The organism is Kitasatospora sp. NPDC097605 (assembly GCF_040302725.1).
Lineage (GTDB): Bacteria > Actinomycetota > Actinomycetes > Streptomycetales > Streptomycetaceae > Kitasatospora.
The window spans coordinates 103,927-119,500 of record NZ_JBEOSF010000014.1 but is presented as its reverse complement, the minus strand read 5'-3'; the positions used below and the strand labels follow the sequence as shown (position 1 = coordinate 119,500).

Sequence of the window (15,574 nt, the reverse complement as noted above, 5' to 3'; positions counted from 1 at the left end):
TCCCCGGGCCGGGGCAGCGGCAGGGACACCGGGGCTCACTCCGGCTTGTACCCGCGCTGCCACTGCATCCCGAAGCCGTACAGCCGGTCGATGTCCGCCTGGAACCCGTTCACATAGCGCACCTCGCGCCGCACCGTGAGCGCGTTGTCCCCGGAGTTCTCGATCAGCACCACCGCGCAGGACCGCGCCGCCGGCGCCCGCTCCTCCAGCTTGACCTCGATCCGCGGCCCGGACTGCGGCACGATCGTCACCACCGCGTTGGTCTGCTCGAAGGCGGGCGTGCCGTCGTAGATGTACACGAAGACCAGCAGCCGCTTGAACTGGTCCTTCTTCTCCAGGTTGATGTACATCGTCTCGCCGGACGGCGCCCCGTACTGGTCGTCGCCGCTGAGCTTGACGAACGGCGCGTGCTGGAGGTCCCCGAGGAAGCCGCCCAGCGGCTGCACCACGCCCCGCTTGCCGTCCGCCAGCTCGTACATGCAGGCCAGGTCGAGGTCCACGTTGACCTGCGCGTTCTGGGCGGAGTCCGGCTCCATCGGGCTGAGGATGCGCGGGCTGAAGAACCGCCGCACGGCGTCCCGCGCGGACGTCCGCGGCGCCCCCGTCCGGGTGGTCCAGTGCAGGTTGACGTAGAGGTAGCCGGTGGTCGCCGCCGCGCCGGTGATCGCGTGCTGCGGGGACGCCTTGGTCAGGGTGACCTTGAACTGGCCGCCGCCCGTGTCGAGGGCGTTCCGCTCGCCGCGCAGGTACTCCCAAATCGAGGCCATGCCGTCCTCCCCCAGCCCCGCCAGTCGCTCTGACGGTCCGCCGCTCCATGATCGGGCATCAACCCGCCCGCCGGGTACCCGAACTCCCCTACCCACCGCCGCTCCGCGGACACCGGCCGGACACCGGCGGGTCGATTGGCGGGGCGAAGCTCACCTCCCGTACCATGCGGCCACTTCGGACGCGATATCGTCTAGCCGCACAGGTGTCCCGCCCGCCCCCTGTCCGGGCGCGCCGGGCCACCCGTCCGACCACGACGCTTCGTCAGGCCCGGTCCCGGGGACGGATCCTGACCACCGTGTCGCACTGTGACCTGTCCCCTGCGGAAACCCGAGGCCCGACCCGCAATGAACCTGACCTCCATACAGCTGGTCTGGACCGTCATCGGCGGCGCAGCCCTGCTGTTCACCGCCATCCTGGTGGCGACGCTGCGCTTCAAGAACAACAACCGGAAGCAGGACTCCGGCGACTCCTGGGAGCGTAGCGAGGAGCGCCGCCGGCGCAAGGAGATGATCTACGGGATCTCCTCCTACGTGCTGCTGTTCTGCTGCGCCGGCGTCGCGGCCGCGCTCTCCTTCCACGGCCTGGTCGGCTTCGGCAAGGAGAACCTCGGCCTGTCGAACGGCTGGGAGTACCTGGTGCCGTTCGGTCTGGACGGCGCGGCGATGTTCTGCTCGGTGCTCGCCGTCCGCGAGGCCAGCCACGGTGACGCGGCCCTCGGCTCGCGCCTGCTGGTCTGGGTCTTCGCGATCGCCTCGGCCTGGTTCAACTGGGTGCACGCCCCGCGCGGCATCTCGCACGACGGCGCCCCGGAGTTCTTCTCCGGCATGTCGATCTCGGCCGCGATCCTCTTCGACCGCGCGCTGAAGCAGACCCGCAAGGCCGCGCTGCGCGAGCAGGGCCTGGTCCCCCGCCCGCTGCCGCAGATCCGCATCGTCCGCTGGCTGCGCGCGCCCCGCGAGACCTACGCCGCCTGGTCGCTGATGCTGCTGGAGAACGTCCGCAGCCTGGACGAGGCGGTCGAGGAGGTGCGCGAGGAGCGCCAGGCCAAGCTGGACGCCAAGGTGCGGGCCCGCAGCGCCGACCGCCGCGAGCGCGCCGAGCTGAAGGCCATCTCCCGGCAGTCGGGCGGCATGCTCTCCCGCAACCGCGGCGGCCGCCAGGTGCCCGCCCTCGCCGCCGCCGGAGACGGCCCGAGCGCTACGGAGCCTGCCCTAGCCGCCGAGGCAGACGCTCTCTCCACCACCGCCTCCGCGCTGGAGCCGGCCGCGCTCGGTTCCCCGGACACCGGCCGCCGCCGCACCGCCTCCGGCAGCACCACCGCCTCCTCCTCGGCCTCCTCGTCCTACCGCGGCAGCTCGGCCATCGACCTGACGCCGGACGACGACACCCTCTCGATGCCCAAGCTGGACTCGCTGGAGCGCAAGCTGCGCGCCATCGAGCAGCAGCTCGGCTGAGCACCCGCTCCGCGGCATCCGCCCCGTACGACGGCGTACGACGCCGAACGGCCGTTCCCCACTCGGGAGGAACGGCCGTTCGGCGTTGCGGAGGGTGTCGCGGGACTACTGGGCGCTGCCCACCAGCTCCCGCTCCCCGTCCCCGTCGCCCCCGCCGCCGGTGCCCTCGCGCCGGTTGCGCAGGATCGACGAGCCGAGGGCGAGGCCGATGAAGGCGACGCCGATCAGGCCGGTGACGATCTCCGGGATGTGGTACTCGATGCCGACCATCAGGATCACCGCGAGCGCGCCGATCGCGTAGTGCGCGCCGTGCTCCAGGTAGACGTAGTCGTCCAGGGTACCCTTGCGGACCAGGAAGACGGTCAGCGAGCGGATGTACATCGCGCCGATGCCCAGGCCCAGGGTGATCTGGAAGATGTCGCTGGAGATGGCGAACGCGCCGACCACGCCGTCGAAGGAGAACGAGGCGTCCAGCACCTCCAGGTACATGAAGAGGAAGAACGCGGCCTTGCCGCCGACCTGGACGATCGACTTGCCGGCCTTCGAGGCCTCCTCCTCCTTCTCGGCCTCCTCCTCCAGGCCCGACTCGAAGACCGAGGCGAGGCCGTTGACGCTGAGGTAGGTGACGAGGCCGAGCACGCCGGCGAGGAGCACCGTCTCGGCGTGCTCACCGGCGAAGAAGTTGGACGCGAGCAGCAGGGTGACCAGGGCGACGACGGTGGAGAAGGCCTCCAGCTTGCCGACCTTCTCCAGCGGACGCTCGATCCAGGCCAGCCAGTTGTAGTCCTTCTCCTCGAAGATGAAGTCGAGGAAGATCATCAGCAGGAAGACGCCACCGAACGCGGCGATCGCCGGGTTGGCCTGCTCCAGGTACTGGCCGTAGGTGAGGCCCTCGTACGTCTTGTCGCTGTGGATCGCGAGGTCGATGACCGTCGCCGGGTTGAGGTGCGCGGTGAGGCCGACGACCAGCAGCGGGAAGATCAGCCGCATACCGAACACGGCGATCAGCACGCCGACGGTCAGGAAGATCTTCTGCCAGTACGGGTTCATCCGCTTCAACACCGTGGCGTTGACCACCGCGTTGTCGAACGAGAGGGAGATCTCCAGGATGGAGAGGATCAGCACGATGCCGAATCCCTCGGCTCCCCAGAGCAGGCCGGCGGCGATCAGTCCGAGAACGGTGATCGCGAATGACCAGCCGAATGTGCGGAGGAACACGGGACTTGGTTACCTTTCGGGTTCATGGCGGGACGATCATGACGATCGCGGCCTTTACTGTACGTTTACGCCGAAATCGAGAGCAATGCCCCGCAGGCCCGAGGCGTAGCCCTGGCCCACCGCGCGGAACTTCCACTCGCCCGCGTACCGGTACAGCTCGCCGAAGATCATCGCGGTCTCGCTGGACGCGTCCTCGGTGAGGTCGTAGCGGGCGATCTCCTGGCCGTCCACCGAGTTGACCACCCGGATGTACGCGTTGCGGACCTGGCCGAAGTTCTGCGAACGGTTCTCGGCGTCGTAGATGGACACCGGGAAGGCGACCTTGTCGACCTGCGCCGGCACCAGGTCCAGGTTGACCAGGACCACCTCGTCGTCGCCGTCGCCGTCACCGGTGAGGTTGTCACCGGTGTGCTCGACCGAGCCCTCCGGGCTCTTGAGGTTGTTGTAGAAGACGAAGTACTCGTCGCCCAGCACCCGGTTGTTCGAGCAGAGCAGGGCGCTCGCGTCGAGGTCGAAGGGCGCGCCGGTCGTGGACCGGGCGTCCCAGCCGAGGCCGATCTGCACCTGCGTCAGATTCGGCGCGGCCTTCGTGAGCGAGACGTTTCCACCCTTGGCGAGCGTGACACTCATGGGCTGTCCTTCCTCCCTTGCCTCCCGGGGCGCATCTCAGGTCTATTCCCCCGCGACCCCGGCCGGCCCCTTCCGGCCGGCTGAACTTTCCTGAACTCCCATCCTTCCAGTGCGCCGGGAACGACGGAACGGCCGGGGCGGCCGCCGACGCCCTCGCGTCCGCGGCCGCCCCGGCCGTTCGTACCACTTCACCGGGCCGTCAGCGGCCCCGCCCGACTCAGACGTTGACGCCGAAGTCCTGGGCGATGCCGCGCAGGCCGGAGGCGTAGCCCTGGCCGATCGCGCGGAACTTCCACTCGGCGCCGCTGCGGTACAGCTCGCCGAAGACCATCGCCGTCTCGGTGGAGGCGTCCTCGGTGAGGTCGTACCGGGCCAGCTCCTTGTTGTCCGACTGGTTCACCACGCGGATGAACGCGTTGCGGACCTGGCCGAAGTTCTGCGAACGGTTCTCGGCGTCGTAGATGGACACCGGGAAGACGATCTTCTGCACATCGGCCGGCACGGTCGCCAGGCTGACCTTGATCTGCTCGTCGTCGCCCTCGCCCTCACCGGTGAGGTTGTCACCGGTGTGCTCGACCGAGCCGTCGGGGCTCTTGAGGTTGTTGAAGAAGACGAAGTTGCCGTCCGAGCCGACCCTGCCCTGGTCGTTGCAGAGCAGAGCGCTGGCGTCCAGGTCGAAATCCGTGCCCGTGGTGGTGCGGACGTCCCACCCGAGGCCGACCACCACGGCGGTCAGGCCGGGGGCCTCCTTGGTGAGCGAGACATTGCCGCCCTTGCTCAGGCTGACACCCACTTGTCCTCCAAGATTCGGGAGGCACTCCTCGGTGCCCCCGTGGTGCGGTCCGAGGCTCCGACGGCGAACCGTCCCGGGCCTCTGACCAGCCAACGAGGCGATCGTAGTGCGGGGTTCCCGTCCGCGCCGGGGAACCGGCCCGACGCGGGCGGGGCGAAGCGCCCGAGGGGCTCAGAGCGCGCCGACGGCGGCCAGGTACTCCTGCTCGTCACGGGCGTCCGGGAGGGCGTTCACGACGCTCCAGCGGACCACGCCGGCCTTGTCGATCACGAAGGTGCCGCGGACGGCGCAGCCCTTCTCCTCGTCGAAGACGCCGTAGGCCCGGGAGACCTCGCCGTGCGGCCAGAAGTCGGAGAGCAGCGGGAACTCCAGACCCTCCTGCTCGGCGAAGATCCGCTGGCTGAAGGGCGAGTCGTTGGAGACGCCGAGCACCTGCACCTCGTCGTTCTGCAGTCGCGGCAGCTCCTTCTGGATCGCGCAGACCTCGCCGGTGCAGACACCGGTGAACGCGAACGGGTAGAAGACCACGACGACGTTCTTCTCGCCCCGGAAGTCGGAGAGCCTGACCAGCTCGCCGTGCTGGTTCTTGAGCTCGAAGTCCGGAGCCTCGGTGCCGATCTCGATGGCCATGCGGGGACCTTTCCCACTCGACGCGACTGGGCCGCGCGGGTGGCGCGACGTGCGCCATCCTCGCATTCACCGGGGGCGGCTGGGCCGGACGGGTGAGGGCCGCGCCGCCCACGGCCACCGCTTTCGCCCTGGGCGAACGGTTCGCCCGTCCGTGGCGCGCCTCCCCCGAACGCCGGAAAACGACCGGGCCCCGCCGGAGGATGCTCCGGCGGGGCCCGGCGGGCCCGTCAGGCGGCGCTCAGCGCTTGGCCTGCTTGGCGGTCGACTTGGTCGCCAGGCGGGTCGCGGCCCAGTCCTTGGCGATCGCGATCGAGCTGGTCTGGGAGAGGCCGGCGGTCTTCGCGGCGTCGGCGATGTCCGAGGCCTCGATGTGGCCGTCCCGGCCGGTCTTGGGCGTCAGCAGCCAGATCAGGCCGCCCTCGGCCAGGTATTCCAGGGCGTCGACGAGGGCGTCCGTCAGGTCCCCGTCGTCGTCGCGGTGCCACAGCACGACGGCGTCGGCGACGTCGTCGTAGTCCTCGTCGACGAGATCCGTCCCGGTGATCTCCTCGATGCCCTCGCGGAGGTCCTGGTCAGTGTCTTCGTCGTACCCCAGCTCCTGGATGATCTGGCCCTCTTCGAAGCCGAGACGGGCTGCCGGGTTGGACTTGTCCGCGGGGTCCGCGGTCGCGCTCACGGGAATAACCTCCAGTATTCGGCTCGGCGTCCATGCCGAGGCTGTGGCCGTAGTCCACACGGGCGCGGCGGTTCGCGCAAGTACCCGACCCCCGATCCCCTCCAAAGGTTGACGTGTCGCGCCGGGACACGCCGGGCGACGTGTCGTGAATCACACCGATTTGCCCTTCTCTGCATGGGACAAGGATGCTTCGGGTGGTCCTGGTCCACAGGCCGTACGCACGCCCGAGATGCGAACGGCATTCGGGTCCGCGCGTGCGCGGGCGTAGAGTCTCCTGTTGGCCCTCACCCCGGCCGTCCGCCATCGGACGGAAGGGAAACCAGGTCGGACCACCTCTGTTCGTAAACCCGGGGGTGCGCGGCCCGGACGACGCTGTCCGAACCGCACATCCCCAGACCGTTCCTTCTGTCAGACGGAACGGTTACCGATCGGTAGAGATGACGGATCTCCGAGCGCGGTAGCACGATGGAGGCGGCGCGACACACCTCAGTTTCGACCGACAGTGAAGGAACAGCGTGGCTTCCGGATCCGATCGCAACCCGATCATCATTGGCGGCCTTCCGAGTCAGGTCCCGGACTTCGATCCCGAGGAGACCGCGGAATGGCTGGAGTCGCTCGATGCGGCCATCGACGAGCGGGGGCGTGAGCGTGCCCGTTACCTGATGCTGCGGCTGATCGAGCGCGCCCGCGAGAAGCGTGTCGCCGTGCCCGAGATGCGCAGCACGGACTACGTCAACACCATCGCCACCAAGGACGAGCCGTTCTTCCCCGGCAACGAGGAGATCGAGCGCAAGATCCTCAACGCGACCCGCTGGAACGCCGCGGTGATGGTCTCCCGGGCGCAGCGCCCGGGCATCGGCGTGGGTGGCCACATCGCCACCTTCGCCTCCTCCGCGTCGCTCTACGACGTGGGCTTCAACTACTTCTTCCGCGGCAAGGACGCCGAGGGCGAGTCCGGCGACCAGATCTTCTTCCAGGGCCACGCCTCCCCCGGCATCTACGCCCGCGCCTTCCTGCTGGACCGGCTCACCGAGCAGCAGCTCGACGCCTTCCGCCAGGAGAAGTCGAAGGCCCCCTACGGCCTCTCCAGCTACCCGCACCCGCGGCTGATGCCGGACTTCTGGGAGTTCCCGACCGTCTCGATGGGCCTCGGCCCGCTCGGCGCGATCTACCAGGCCCGGATGAACCGCTACCTGGAGCACCGCGGCATCAAGGACACCTCCGACTCGCAGGTCTACGCCTTCCTCGGCGACGGCGAGATGGACGAGCCCGAGTCGCTCGGCCAGCTGTCCCTGGCCGCCCGCGAGGGCCTGGACAACCTGACCTTCGTGGTCAACTGCAACCTGCAGCGCCTCGACGGCCCGGTCCGCGGCAACGGCAAGATCATCCAGGAGCTGGAGTCGCAGTTCCGCGGCGCCGGCTGGAACGTCATCAAGCTGGTCTGGGACCGCAGCTGGGACCCGCTGCTGGCGCAGGACCGCGACGGCGTCCTGGTGAACAAGCTGAACACCACGGTGGACGGCCAGTTCCAGACCTACGCCACCGAGTCCGGCGCGTACATCCGCGAGAACTTCTTCGGCGGCGACCTGCGGCTGCGCAAGATGGTCGAGTCGATGACCGACCAGCAGATCCAGCACCTGGGCCGTGGCGGCCACGACCACCGCAAGATCTACGCGGCGTTCAAGGCGGCCCGCGAGCACAAGGGCCAGCCGACCGTCATCCTGGCGCAGACCGTCAAGGGCTGGACGCTGGGCCCCAACTTCGAGGGCCGCAACGCCACCCACCAGATGAAGAAGCTGACGGTCGAGGACCTGAAGCGCTTCCGCGACCGGCTGCACCTGCCGATCACCGACAAGCAGCTCGAGGAGGGCTACCCGCCCTACTACCACCCGGGCCGCGACTCGGAGGAGATCCAGTACATGCACGACCGCCGCGAGGAGCTGGGCGGCTACGTGCCGACCCGCAAGGTGCGGCCGCGCAAGCTGGAGCTGCCGGGCGACGACGCGTACAAGGCGGTCAAGAAGGGCTCCGGCAACCAGACCATCGCCACCACCATGGCGTTCGTCCGGCTGCTCAAGGACCTCATGCGGGACAAGGGCATCGGCAACCGCTTCGTGCCGATCGCGCCCGACGAGTACCGCACCTTCGGCATGGACTCGCTGTTCCCGTCGGCGAAGATCTACAACCCGCTCGGCCAGACCTACGAGTCGGTCGACCGCGAGCTGCTGCTGGCGTACAAGGAGTCGCCCACCGGTCAGATGCTGCACGACGGCATCTCCGAGGCCGGCTGCACCGCCTCGCTGATCGCCGCCGGCTCGGCCTACGCCACCCACGGCGAGCCGCTGATCCCGGTGTACGTCTTCTACTCGATGTTCGGGTTCCAGCGCACCGGCGACCAGTTCTGGCAGATGGCCGACCAGCTGGCCCGCGGCTTCGTGCTCGGCGCCACCGCCGGCCGCACCACGCTGACCGGCGAGGGCCTGCAGCACGCCGACGGCCACTCGCACCTGCTGGCCTCGACCAACCCGGGCGTCGTCGCGTACGACCCCGCGTACGGCTTCGAGATCGCGCACATCGTCCAGGACGGTCTGCGCCGGATGTACGGCTCCAGCGAGGAGCACCCGAACGGCGAGGACGTGTTCTACTACCTCACCGTCTACAACGAGCCGATCAAGATGCCGGCCGAGCCCGAGAACGTGGACGTCGACGGCATCCTCAAGGGCCTGTACAAGTACGCGGCCGGCACCGCGGGCCAGATCCCGGCGCAGATCCTCGCCTCCGGCGTGGCCGTGCCGTGGGCCCTGGAGGCCCAGCGGATCCTGGCCGAGGAGTGGAACGTCAAGGCCGACGTCTGGTCCGCGACCTCCTGGAACGAGCTGCGCCGCGACGCGGTGGAGGCCGAGGAGTTCAACCTGCTGCACCCCGAGGAGCAGCAGCGCGTCCCGTACGTGACCAGCAAGCTCCAGGGCGCCGAGGGCCCGTTCGTCGCGGTGTCCGACTGGATGCGCGCGGTGCCGGACCAGATCGCCCGCTGGGTGCCGGGCGCGTGGCAGTCGCTGGGCGCCGACGGCTTCGGCTTCGCCGACACCCGTGGTGCGGCCCGCCGCTTCTTCCACATCGACGCGCAGTCCGTCGTGCTGGCCGTGCTCACCGAGCTCGCCAAGCAGGGCAAGATCGAGCGCAGCGTGCTGAAGGACGCGATCGACCGCTACCAGCTGCTCGACGTGGCGGCGGCCGACCCGGGCGCCGCGGGCGGCGACGCCTGAGCCGCTGACCGGTGCTCCTGAGGGGCCGGTCCTCCCGCCGTACGCGGGAGGACCGGCCCCTCGGCCTTTCGCTGTGACTCCGGTCACAGTGGCTTGAACCTCACACCGGTGTCAGCTCCTACGCTCGTCCCGACGAACCGGACCGGCCGAGGAGGGTCACCCGATGAACGCCGCCCACCCCCAGCCCGCCGATGGCGGGAACGACTACAACCGCAAGGTGATCGCCGAGTTCAGGGCGGCCGAGGGCCTGGTCGGCGGCGACTTCGCCGGCAAGACCCTGCTGCTGCTCACCACTCGCGGCCGGCGCAGCGGGGAGTCCCGCACCACCCCGCTGGTGTACCTGAGGGACGGCGGGCGGGTGATCGTCTTCGCGCTGAACGGCGGCGCGCCGGCCGACCCGGCCTGGTACCGCAACCTCGCCGACACCCCCGAGGTCACCGTCGAGCTCGGCCCGGACACCTTCGCCGCGCACGCCGTCCCGCTGGACGCGGCCGAGCACGAGGACGTCTGGGCCCGGCAGATCGAGGTCGAGCCGGTGTTCGCCGAATTCCGCGCCCGAACCACCCGGGTCGTCCCGCTGGTGGAGCTGCGCCCGGCGGCCTGATCCAGGACGGTGCCGGTTCCCTCTTAACCTTCCCGAGAGTCACGCTTAAGGTGTCTTTCCAGGGGGGCGAGGGAGGGGGCCGGTACCGTGCGCGCACCGAGGACGGGGGCCTTCCCCCTGGCGTTGCTGGTCGGGGTGACGACCGGCGCCCTGCTGTCCCAGCTGCTGCCCGCTCCGGAGGAGCTGGGCGGGCCCTCGGTGGCCCTGCCGGCCGCTCCGGACCGGGGCCTGGCCGACCTGCTGCCGGTACCGGCGCCCGCGCCGGGCGTCCCGACCGCTCCCGCCGATCCCGGCTCCGCCGCGCCGCCGGCGGCCCCGGACGCGGGGAGCGGGCCGGCCGCGCCCACCGCCGCCCCGTCGGAGCCCGGCCGCGACCCGGCGGCCCCGACGGTGCCCCGGGGCGGGACCCCGCCCGGCCGGGGACCATCCCTCGGGCTGGTCTCCGCCGAGGTACCGGCGTCCACGGCGCCGGCCGCCGGACCCGCCGCGCCCGCCCGGCCGACGACGCCCACCTCCCCGCTCGCGCCGCCCGCGACCGGGTCCACCGGCGGAGCCCCGGCGGCCACCGCGACCCCGGCCGCCCCGGCACCCGGGCCCACCCGGACGGCGCCCGCGCCGCCGCCCGGCCCGCCGCCCACCGGCGGCGATCACTTCGGCCCGACCCAGGTGCTCCCCGGCCCGTCCCCCAGCCCGTCGGCGACCCTCTCCGACCAGGAGTACTGGCAGCGGGCCGAACAGTGCTGGGCCGCCGCCGAGACCGACCCGACCCTGGACTGCCCGACCTCCTGACCATGGCCGGAGCGGGAAGTCGGACCGGCCGACTTCCCGCTCCGGCGGGGGCGCGGCAATGGCCGCTGGGCTTCGAGACGTGTCTCGAAGCCCAGCGGCCATTCACCTCTCAGATGTGGACGGCGGGCCCGGCCTCGGTGGTGCCGCGGCGGGTCAGCAGGCCGAGCACGGCGGCGGCGAAGGCGACCACCGAGGCGACCGCGAAGGCCAGCGACATGCCACTGACGAAGGAGTCGTGGACGGCCCCGGCCATCGCGTCGACCACCTGCTGCGGGGTGCCGGCCGGAGCCGGCGGGGCGATGCCGAGCTGAGCCGCCTGGTTGAGGCCCTCGGCCTGCGCCGGGTCCACCGGCGGCAGGCCCGCGTCGGCCCAGTTGCCGGGCAGCGCGTCGGTGACCCGGGCGGCCATCAGCGCGCCCAGCACGGCGGTGCCGAGGCTGCCGCCGACCTGCATCGCGGACTGCTGGAGGCCGCCGGCGACGCCGGAGAGCTCCAGCGGCGCGTTGCCGACGATGACCTCGGTGGCGCCGACCATGACCGGGCTGATGCCCAGGCCCATCAGCACGAACCAGAGCGCCATCACGCCGTTGCCGGAGCCGGCGTCCAGGGTGGACATGCCGTACATCGCGACAGTGGTGATCAGCATGCCGGCCACGATCGGGATCCGCGGGCCCAGCTTGCCGATCGCGATGCCCGCCAGCGGCGATCCGATGATCATCATGCCGGTCATCGGCAGCAGGTGGACGCCCGCCTGGACCGGCGACATCCCGTGCACGTTCTGCAAGTAGAAGGTGACGAAGAAGATCGCGCCGAAGAACGAGAAGGCCATCAGCACCATCAGCAGGGTGCCGGCCGACAGCGGCAGCGAACGGAACAGGCTGAGCGGGATCAGCGGCTCCTTGGCCACCCGCTGCCAGAACGCGAAGGCGGTCATCAGCACGACCGCGCCGCCCAGGAAGAGCAGCGTGGAGGCGTCGCCCCAGCCCCACTCGGGGGCCTTGATGATGCCGAAGACCAGGGCGAACATCGCCACCGAGAGCAGCACGATGCCCGGGATGTCGAAGGACTTGGCGGCGTTCTCGGCCCGCACGTCCTTGAGGATCCACAGGCCGAGCGCCAGCGCGATCAGGCCGACCGGGATGTTGATGAAGAACACCGACTCCCAGTTGACGTGCTCCACCAGCAGGCCCCCGACGATCGGGCCGGCCGCGGTGGAGGCGCCGATGACGCCGCCCCAGATGCCGATGGCCATGTTGAGCTTCTCGGCCGGGAAGGCCCCGCGCAGCAGGCCGAGCGCGGCCGGCTGGAGCAGCGCGCCGAACAGGCCCTGCAGCACGCGGAAGAAGATCACCGTCTGGATGTTCCCGGCGAAGCCGATCGCCGCCGAGGTGAGGGCGAAGCCGACCGCGCCGACCAGGAAGGTGTTCTTGTGGCCGAACCGGTCGCCGATCTTGCCGGCGGTGATCAGGAAGACCGCGAGGGCCAGCAGGTAGCCGCTGGTCACCCACTGGATCTCGGAGGGCGCGGCGTGCAGGTCGGCCTGGATGACCGGGTTGGCGATCGCGACGATCGTGCCGTCCAGGGCGACCATCATCACGCCGACGGCGACGGTGAGCAGGGTCAGCCAGGGGTGTCCCTGGAGACCCTTCCCGCCCGGTGACGCGCCCGGCGGGGCGTCCGCCTTGGCGCTCTTGGTGAGGGACTGACTCATCTGGGGCCCTCCGGGGGCTGGCTGCGGGCGGACGTGGAGGTGGCGCCCCGGCCCACCCGTCCCCACGAGTGCCCGGCCCGGGGGCGCCACCCGATGCAGATTATGTCAGCCACTGACATTCGGCAAACGCTGACTTCTGCGTGAGACTGCCATTTGTCAGATCGCTACAGTAGCCTCCACAGCACCAGCCCGATCACCCTCCGGAAGGCCCGCACCATGGCCGCTCAGCCCGCTTCCCCCGCCCCCGTCCAGGAGCCCGGACTGCGCGCCCGGAAGAAGCAGCGCACCCGGGACGCCCTCATCGAGGCGGCCCACCGGCTCTTCCTCGGCCAGGGCTTCGCCCGCACCACCGTCGACGAGATCGCCGGCGCCGTCGACGTCTCGCAGCGCACCTTCTTCCGCTACTTCGCCAACAAGGACGAGGTCGCCCTCGCCGTCCTCGCCGAGGCCGAGGACCACTTCATCCAGCAACTGCGGGCCCGTCCCGCCGAGGAGACCCCGTTCCAGGCGCTGCGCGCCGCGATCGTCGACGCCTGGCGCGACCGCGGCGGCCGGGACGCCGGGCCCTCCTCGGTGACGGCCGCGCTGGAGCTGATCCGGATGATCGAGGAAACCCCCACCCTGCTCGCCGCCCACCTGCGCCGGGTGACCGAGCAGGAGCGGGTGCTGATCGGGATCATCGCCGAGCGCGAGGGCGTCGACCCGGCCGAGGACCTGCGGCCCGCCGTGCTGGCGGCGGCCTTCGGCGGCGTGCTGCGCGCCGCCCACCTGTCCTGGAGCGCCGACCAGGAGGACACCGGTCCGGAGGGCATGGTCGCGCTGATCGACCGCCACTTCGACCAGCTCGTGCCGGCCCTGGGCGGGCACTGGAGAGCGTGACCCTCATACCTGGGTAGTACGCCGAAGTCCGGACCCCGGTGGGACGCCCGCCGCGCCGGGCCGCCCTAGGCTGACCGGATGATCAAGCCACCCACCGGGACCGCCCGGGGCGGTCCGGTGCGCGCGCTGCTCGCCCCGCTCACCCGGCCGTCCGCCGACCACACCCCGCTGCTCGCCCAGGCCCCGCGCCCCTGGATCCGTCTGCTCCCGTACATCCTGGCCGCGGCCGCCATCGCCGCGCTGCTGCCGACCGGCATCCTGGTGCTGGTCAACGACTACGGGGTGGACGGGGGCCTGGCCGCCGCCCTCGCCGTGACCCAGACGGTGCCGCTGCTGCTCGCCGTCACCCGGCCGCTGCCCGCCTGGTGGATGATCGGCGGCGGCGCCCTGCTGACCTCGCCGCTGGTCCTCGCCACCGGCGACGGCGCCGCCCCCTCCGGGGTCGACGGCCCCTGGCCCTGGCCGCCCCCGGGGCTGGTCGGCTACCTCCTGCTGATGCTGACGCTCGCCCTGCGCGAGAGCCGGCGCACCCTGGTCGCGGTCTGGCTGGTCACCGCGGCGGCCAGCCTGGGGCTCTCGGTCGTCGGCGTCGCCGGGGAGTTCGGCGGCGACAACAGCCTGCTCGCCACCGTCCTGTCCGGCGCCGTCCTGGTGCTCGGCGGGGCGCTGCGCGAACGCGCCGAGGCCCGCCGGCTGCTCACCGAGCAGGAGCACATCAGCGAGGCCGAACGCGAGCGGCGCACCCTGCTGGAGGAGCGCGCCCGGATCGCCCGCGAGCTGCACGACGTGGTCGCCCACCACATGTCGGTGATCGCCGTGCAGGCGGCCAGCGCGCCGTACCGGATCACCGGCGTCCCGGCCGAGGCCGCCGAGGAGTTCACCGCGATCGCCGGCACCGCGCGCGAGTCGCTGGCCGAGATGCGCCGGCTGCTGGGGGTGCTGCGCAGCGAGGAGTCGGGGGCCGAGAAGGCGCCGCAGCCGGGCGTCGGACAGCTCGCCCAGCTGGTCGAGACGGTCCGCCGGGCCGGGGTGTCCGCCGAGCTCACCATCGCCCTGGAGCCGGCCGACGACCCGCTGCCGCCGGCCGTCGGCCTCTCGGTCTACCGGATCGTCCAGGAGGCGCTGGCCAATGTGGTCCGGCACGCCCCCGGCGCCGCGGCCTGGGTCTCGCTGGCCGTCGCCGACGGATCCCTGCTGGTCACCGTGGTCAACGCGGCCCCGCCGGAGCGGGCCGAGTCGCTGGAGGCCTCGGTCGAGGGCACCGGCCAGGGGCTGGTCGGCATGCGCGAGCGGGTCCGGCTGCTGGACGGCCGGCTGGACACCGGGCCGCTGCCGGACGGCGGGTTCAAGGTGGCCGCCGTCCTGCCGCTCACCGGGCTGACGGATACTCGGTCGGACGACCGCCGGCCGGGCGGCCCCGCACCGGAGGACCCGGACGGACCGCCGGCCGCACCGTAGACCGCCCCGGGGAGAGCACCGTATGACCATCCGCGTGATCATCGTCGACGACCAGGCGATGGTGCGGGCCGGATTCGCCGCCCTGCTGAACGCGCAGAGCGACATCGACGTGGTGGGGGACGCCGCGGACGGCGCCCAGGCCCTGGAGGTGAGCGGGCGGACCCACCCGGACGTCGTGCTGATGGACGTCCGGATGCCCGTCATGGACGGGCTGGAGGCGGCCCGCCGGCTGCTGGACCCGGCCGTGCCCGGCGCGCACCGGCCCAAGGTGCTGATGCTCACCACCTTCGACGTGGACGACTACGTCTACGACGCGCTGCGGGCCGGCGCCAGCGGCTTCCTGCTCAAGGACGCGCCCCCGGACGACCTGATCGCCGCCGTCCGGGTGGTCGCGGCCGGCGAGGCGCTGCTCGCCCCCTCGGTGACCCGCCGGCTGATCGAGGACTTCGCCCGGACCAGGCCGGCCCGGCGCCGCGACCCCAAGCTGCGGCTCAACGGGCTGACCCCGCGCGAGACCGAGGTCCTGGAGCTGATCGCCCGCGGCCTGTCCAACCAGGAGATCGCCGCCCGGCTGGTCCTCGCCGAGCAGACCGTGAAGACCCACATCGGCCGGATCCTGGCCAAGCTCGACCTCCGTGACCGCGCCCAGGCGGTGGTGCTCGCCTACGAGTCCGGCCTGGTGACCCCGGGCCAGTGAG

At 71.4% G+C, this 15,574-nt stretch carries 14 protein-coding genes; 7 read left to right on the top strand and 7 right to left on the bottom strand.

The features are described from left to right. Window positions 1–35: 35 nt before the first annotated feature. Window positions 36–767, bottom strand: coding sequence for a Tellurium resistance (locus ABTX81_RS18130; RefSeq protein WP_350546481.1), 732 nt, complete (start codon window positions 765–767; stop codon window positions 36–38). 345 nt (window positions 768–1,112) lie between these two features. Here ABTX81_RS18130 and ABTX81_RS18125 point away from each other — a divergent pair, with 345 nt between their 5' ends. Beyond that, window positions 1,113–2,222 (top strand): DUF2637 domain-containing protein, encoded by a 1,110-nt coding sequence (locus tag ABTX81_RS18125; protein WP_350546478.1) that lies wholly within the window; start codon window positions 1,113–1,115, stop codon window positions 2,220–2,222. A gap of 105 nt (window positions 2,223–2,327) precedes the next feature. On the opposite strand, the gene ABTX81_RS18120 is transcribed toward ABTX81_RS18125, so the two are convergent. The 5 genes from ABTX81_RS18120 to ABTX81_RS18100 all read right to left on the bottom strand — a co-directional run bounded on the left by ABTX81_RS18120 (window position 2,328) and on the right by ABTX81_RS18100 (window position 6,169). Then, window positions 2,328–3,440, bottom strand: a complete 1,113-nt coding sequence (locus ABTX81_RS18120; RefSeq protein ID WP_350546473.1) for a DUF475 domain-containing protein — start codon at window positions 3,438–3,440, stop codon at window positions 2,328–2,330. A gap of 54 nt (window positions 3,441–3,494) precedes the next feature. Beyond that, window positions 3,495–4,070, bottom strand: coding sequence for a TerD family protein (locus tag ABTX81_RS18115; RefSeq protein WP_350546468.1), 576 nt, complete (start codon window positions 4,068–4,070; stop codon window positions 3,495–3,497). A gap of 217 nt (window positions 4,071–4,287) precedes the next feature. Then, window positions 4,288–4,863, bottom strand: coding sequence for a TerD family protein (locus ABTX81_RS18110; RefSeq protein WP_350546463.1), 576 nt, complete (start codon window positions 4,861–4,863; stop codon window positions 4,288–4,290). Between the two features lie 171 nt (window positions 4,864–5,034). After that, window positions 5,035–5,493 (bottom strand): peroxiredoxin, encoded by a 459-nt coding sequence (locus ABTX81_RS18105; RefSeq protein ID WP_350546458.1) that lies wholly within the window; start codon window positions 5,491–5,493, stop codon window positions 5,035–5,037. Between the two features lie 238 nt (window positions 5,494–5,731). Next, window positions 5,732–6,169, bottom strand: a complete 438-nt coding sequence (locus tag ABTX81_RS18100) for a DUF3052 domain-containing protein (protein WP_350546454.1) — start codon at window positions 6,167–6,169, stop codon at window positions 5,732–5,734. A 515-nt stretch (window positions 6,170–6,684) separates the two neighbouring features. Between ABTX81_RS18100 and aceE the strand changes: the two genes are divergently transcribed. From aceE to ABTX81_RS18085, 3 genes are all read left to right on the top strand, one after another. Continuing rightward, entirely contained in the window at window positions 6,685–9,435 is a 2,751-nt protein-coding gene (gene aceE, locus ABTX81_RS18095; protein ID WP_350546449.1) for a pyruvate dehydrogenase (acetyl-transferring), homodimeric type, read from the top strand. A 163-nt stretch (window positions 9,436–9,598) separates the two neighbouring features. Beyond that, window positions 9,599–10,039 carry a nitroreductase/quinone reductase family protein gene (locus ABTX81_RS18090; protein WP_350546444.1) on the top strand — a complete coding sequence of 147 codons (441 nt, stop codon included), beginning with the start codon at window positions 9,599–9,601 and terminating at the stop codon, window positions 10,037–10,039. Window positions 10,040–10,126: 87 nt separating this feature from the next. Continuing rightward, window positions 10,127–10,828 (top strand): hypothetical protein, encoded by a 702-nt coding sequence (locus ABTX81_RS18085; protein WP_350546440.1) that lies wholly within the window; start codon window positions 10,127–10,129, stop codon window positions 10,826–10,828. Between the two features lie 109 nt (window positions 10,829–10,937). Here the strand turns inward: ABTX81_RS18085 and ABTX81_RS18080 are convergent, their stop codons facing one another. Next, entirely contained in the window at window positions 10,938–12,539 is a 1,602-nt protein-coding gene (locus ABTX81_RS18080; RefSeq protein ID WP_350546437.1) for an MFS transporter, read from the bottom strand. A gap of 216 nt (window positions 12,540–12,755) precedes the next feature. On the opposite strand from ABTX81_RS18080, the gene ABTX81_RS18075 reads away from it, so the two are divergent. The 3 genes from ABTX81_RS18075 (at window position 12,756) to ABTX81_RS18065 (ending at window position 15,573) form a co-directional block, all read left to right on the top strand. Next, the gene (locus ABTX81_RS18075; protein WP_350546432.1) at window positions 12,756–13,418 is read left to right on the top strand and encodes a TetR family transcriptional regulator; all 663 of its coding nucleotides are present in this window, start codon (window positions 12,756–12,758) and stop codon (window positions 13,416–13,418) included. A 78-nt stretch (window positions 13,419–13,496) separates the two neighbouring features. Further along, window positions 13,497–14,876 (top strand): sensor histidine kinase, encoded by a 1,380-nt coding sequence (locus ABTX81_RS18070; protein ID WP_350546427.1) that lies wholly within the window; start codon window positions 13,497–13,499, stop codon window positions 14,874–14,876. Between the two features lie 22 nt (window positions 14,877–14,898). Continuing rightward, entirely contained in the window at window positions 14,899–15,573 is a 675-nt protein-coding gene (locus ABTX81_RS18065; protein ID WP_350546423.1) for a response regulator, read from the top strand. Window position 15,574 lies beyond the last annotated feature (1 nt).

What these genes read in the sequence shown, in the direction of transcription:
- ABTX81_RS18130 (WP_350546481.1), bottom strand. Translation starts at nt 767, where the DNA reads ATGGCCTCGATTTGGGAGTACCTGCGCGGCGAGCGGAACGCCCTCGAC.
- ABTX81_RS18125 (WP_350546478.1), top strand. Translation starts at nt 1,113, where the DNA reads ATGAACCTGACCTCCATACAGCTGGTCTGGACCGTCATCGGCGGCGCA.
- ABTX81_RS18115 (WP_350546468.1), bottom strand. Translation starts at nt 4,070, where the DNA reads ATGAGTGTCACGCTCGCCAAGGGTGGAAACGTCTCGCTCACGAAGGCC.
- ABTX81_RS18105 (WP_350546458.1), bottom strand. Translation starts at nt 5,493, where the DNA reads ATGGCCATCGAGATCGGCACCGAGGCTCCGGACTTCGAGCTCAAGAAC.
- ABTX81_RS18090 (WP_350546444.1), top strand. Translation starts at nt 9,599, where the DNA reads ATGAACGCCGCCCACCCCCAGCCCGCCGATGGCGGGAACGACTACAAC.
- ABTX81_RS18080 (WP_350546437.1), bottom strand. Translation starts at nt 12,539, where the DNA reads ATGAGTCAGTCCCTCACCAAGAGCGCCAAGGCGGACGCCCCGCCGGGC.
- ABTX81_RS18075 (WP_350546432.1), top strand. Translation starts at nt 12,756, where the DNA reads ATGGCCGCTCAGCCCGCTTCCCCCGCCCCCGTCCAGGAGCCCGGACTG.
- ABTX81_RS18070 (WP_350546427.1), top strand. Translation starts at nt 13,497, where the DNA reads ATGATCAAGCCACCCACCGGGACCGCCCGGGGCGGTCCGGTGCGCGCG.
- ABTX81_RS18065 (WP_350546423.1), top strand. Translation starts at nt 14,899, where the DNA reads ATGACCATCCGCGTGATCATCGTCGACGACCAGGCGATGGTGCGGGCC.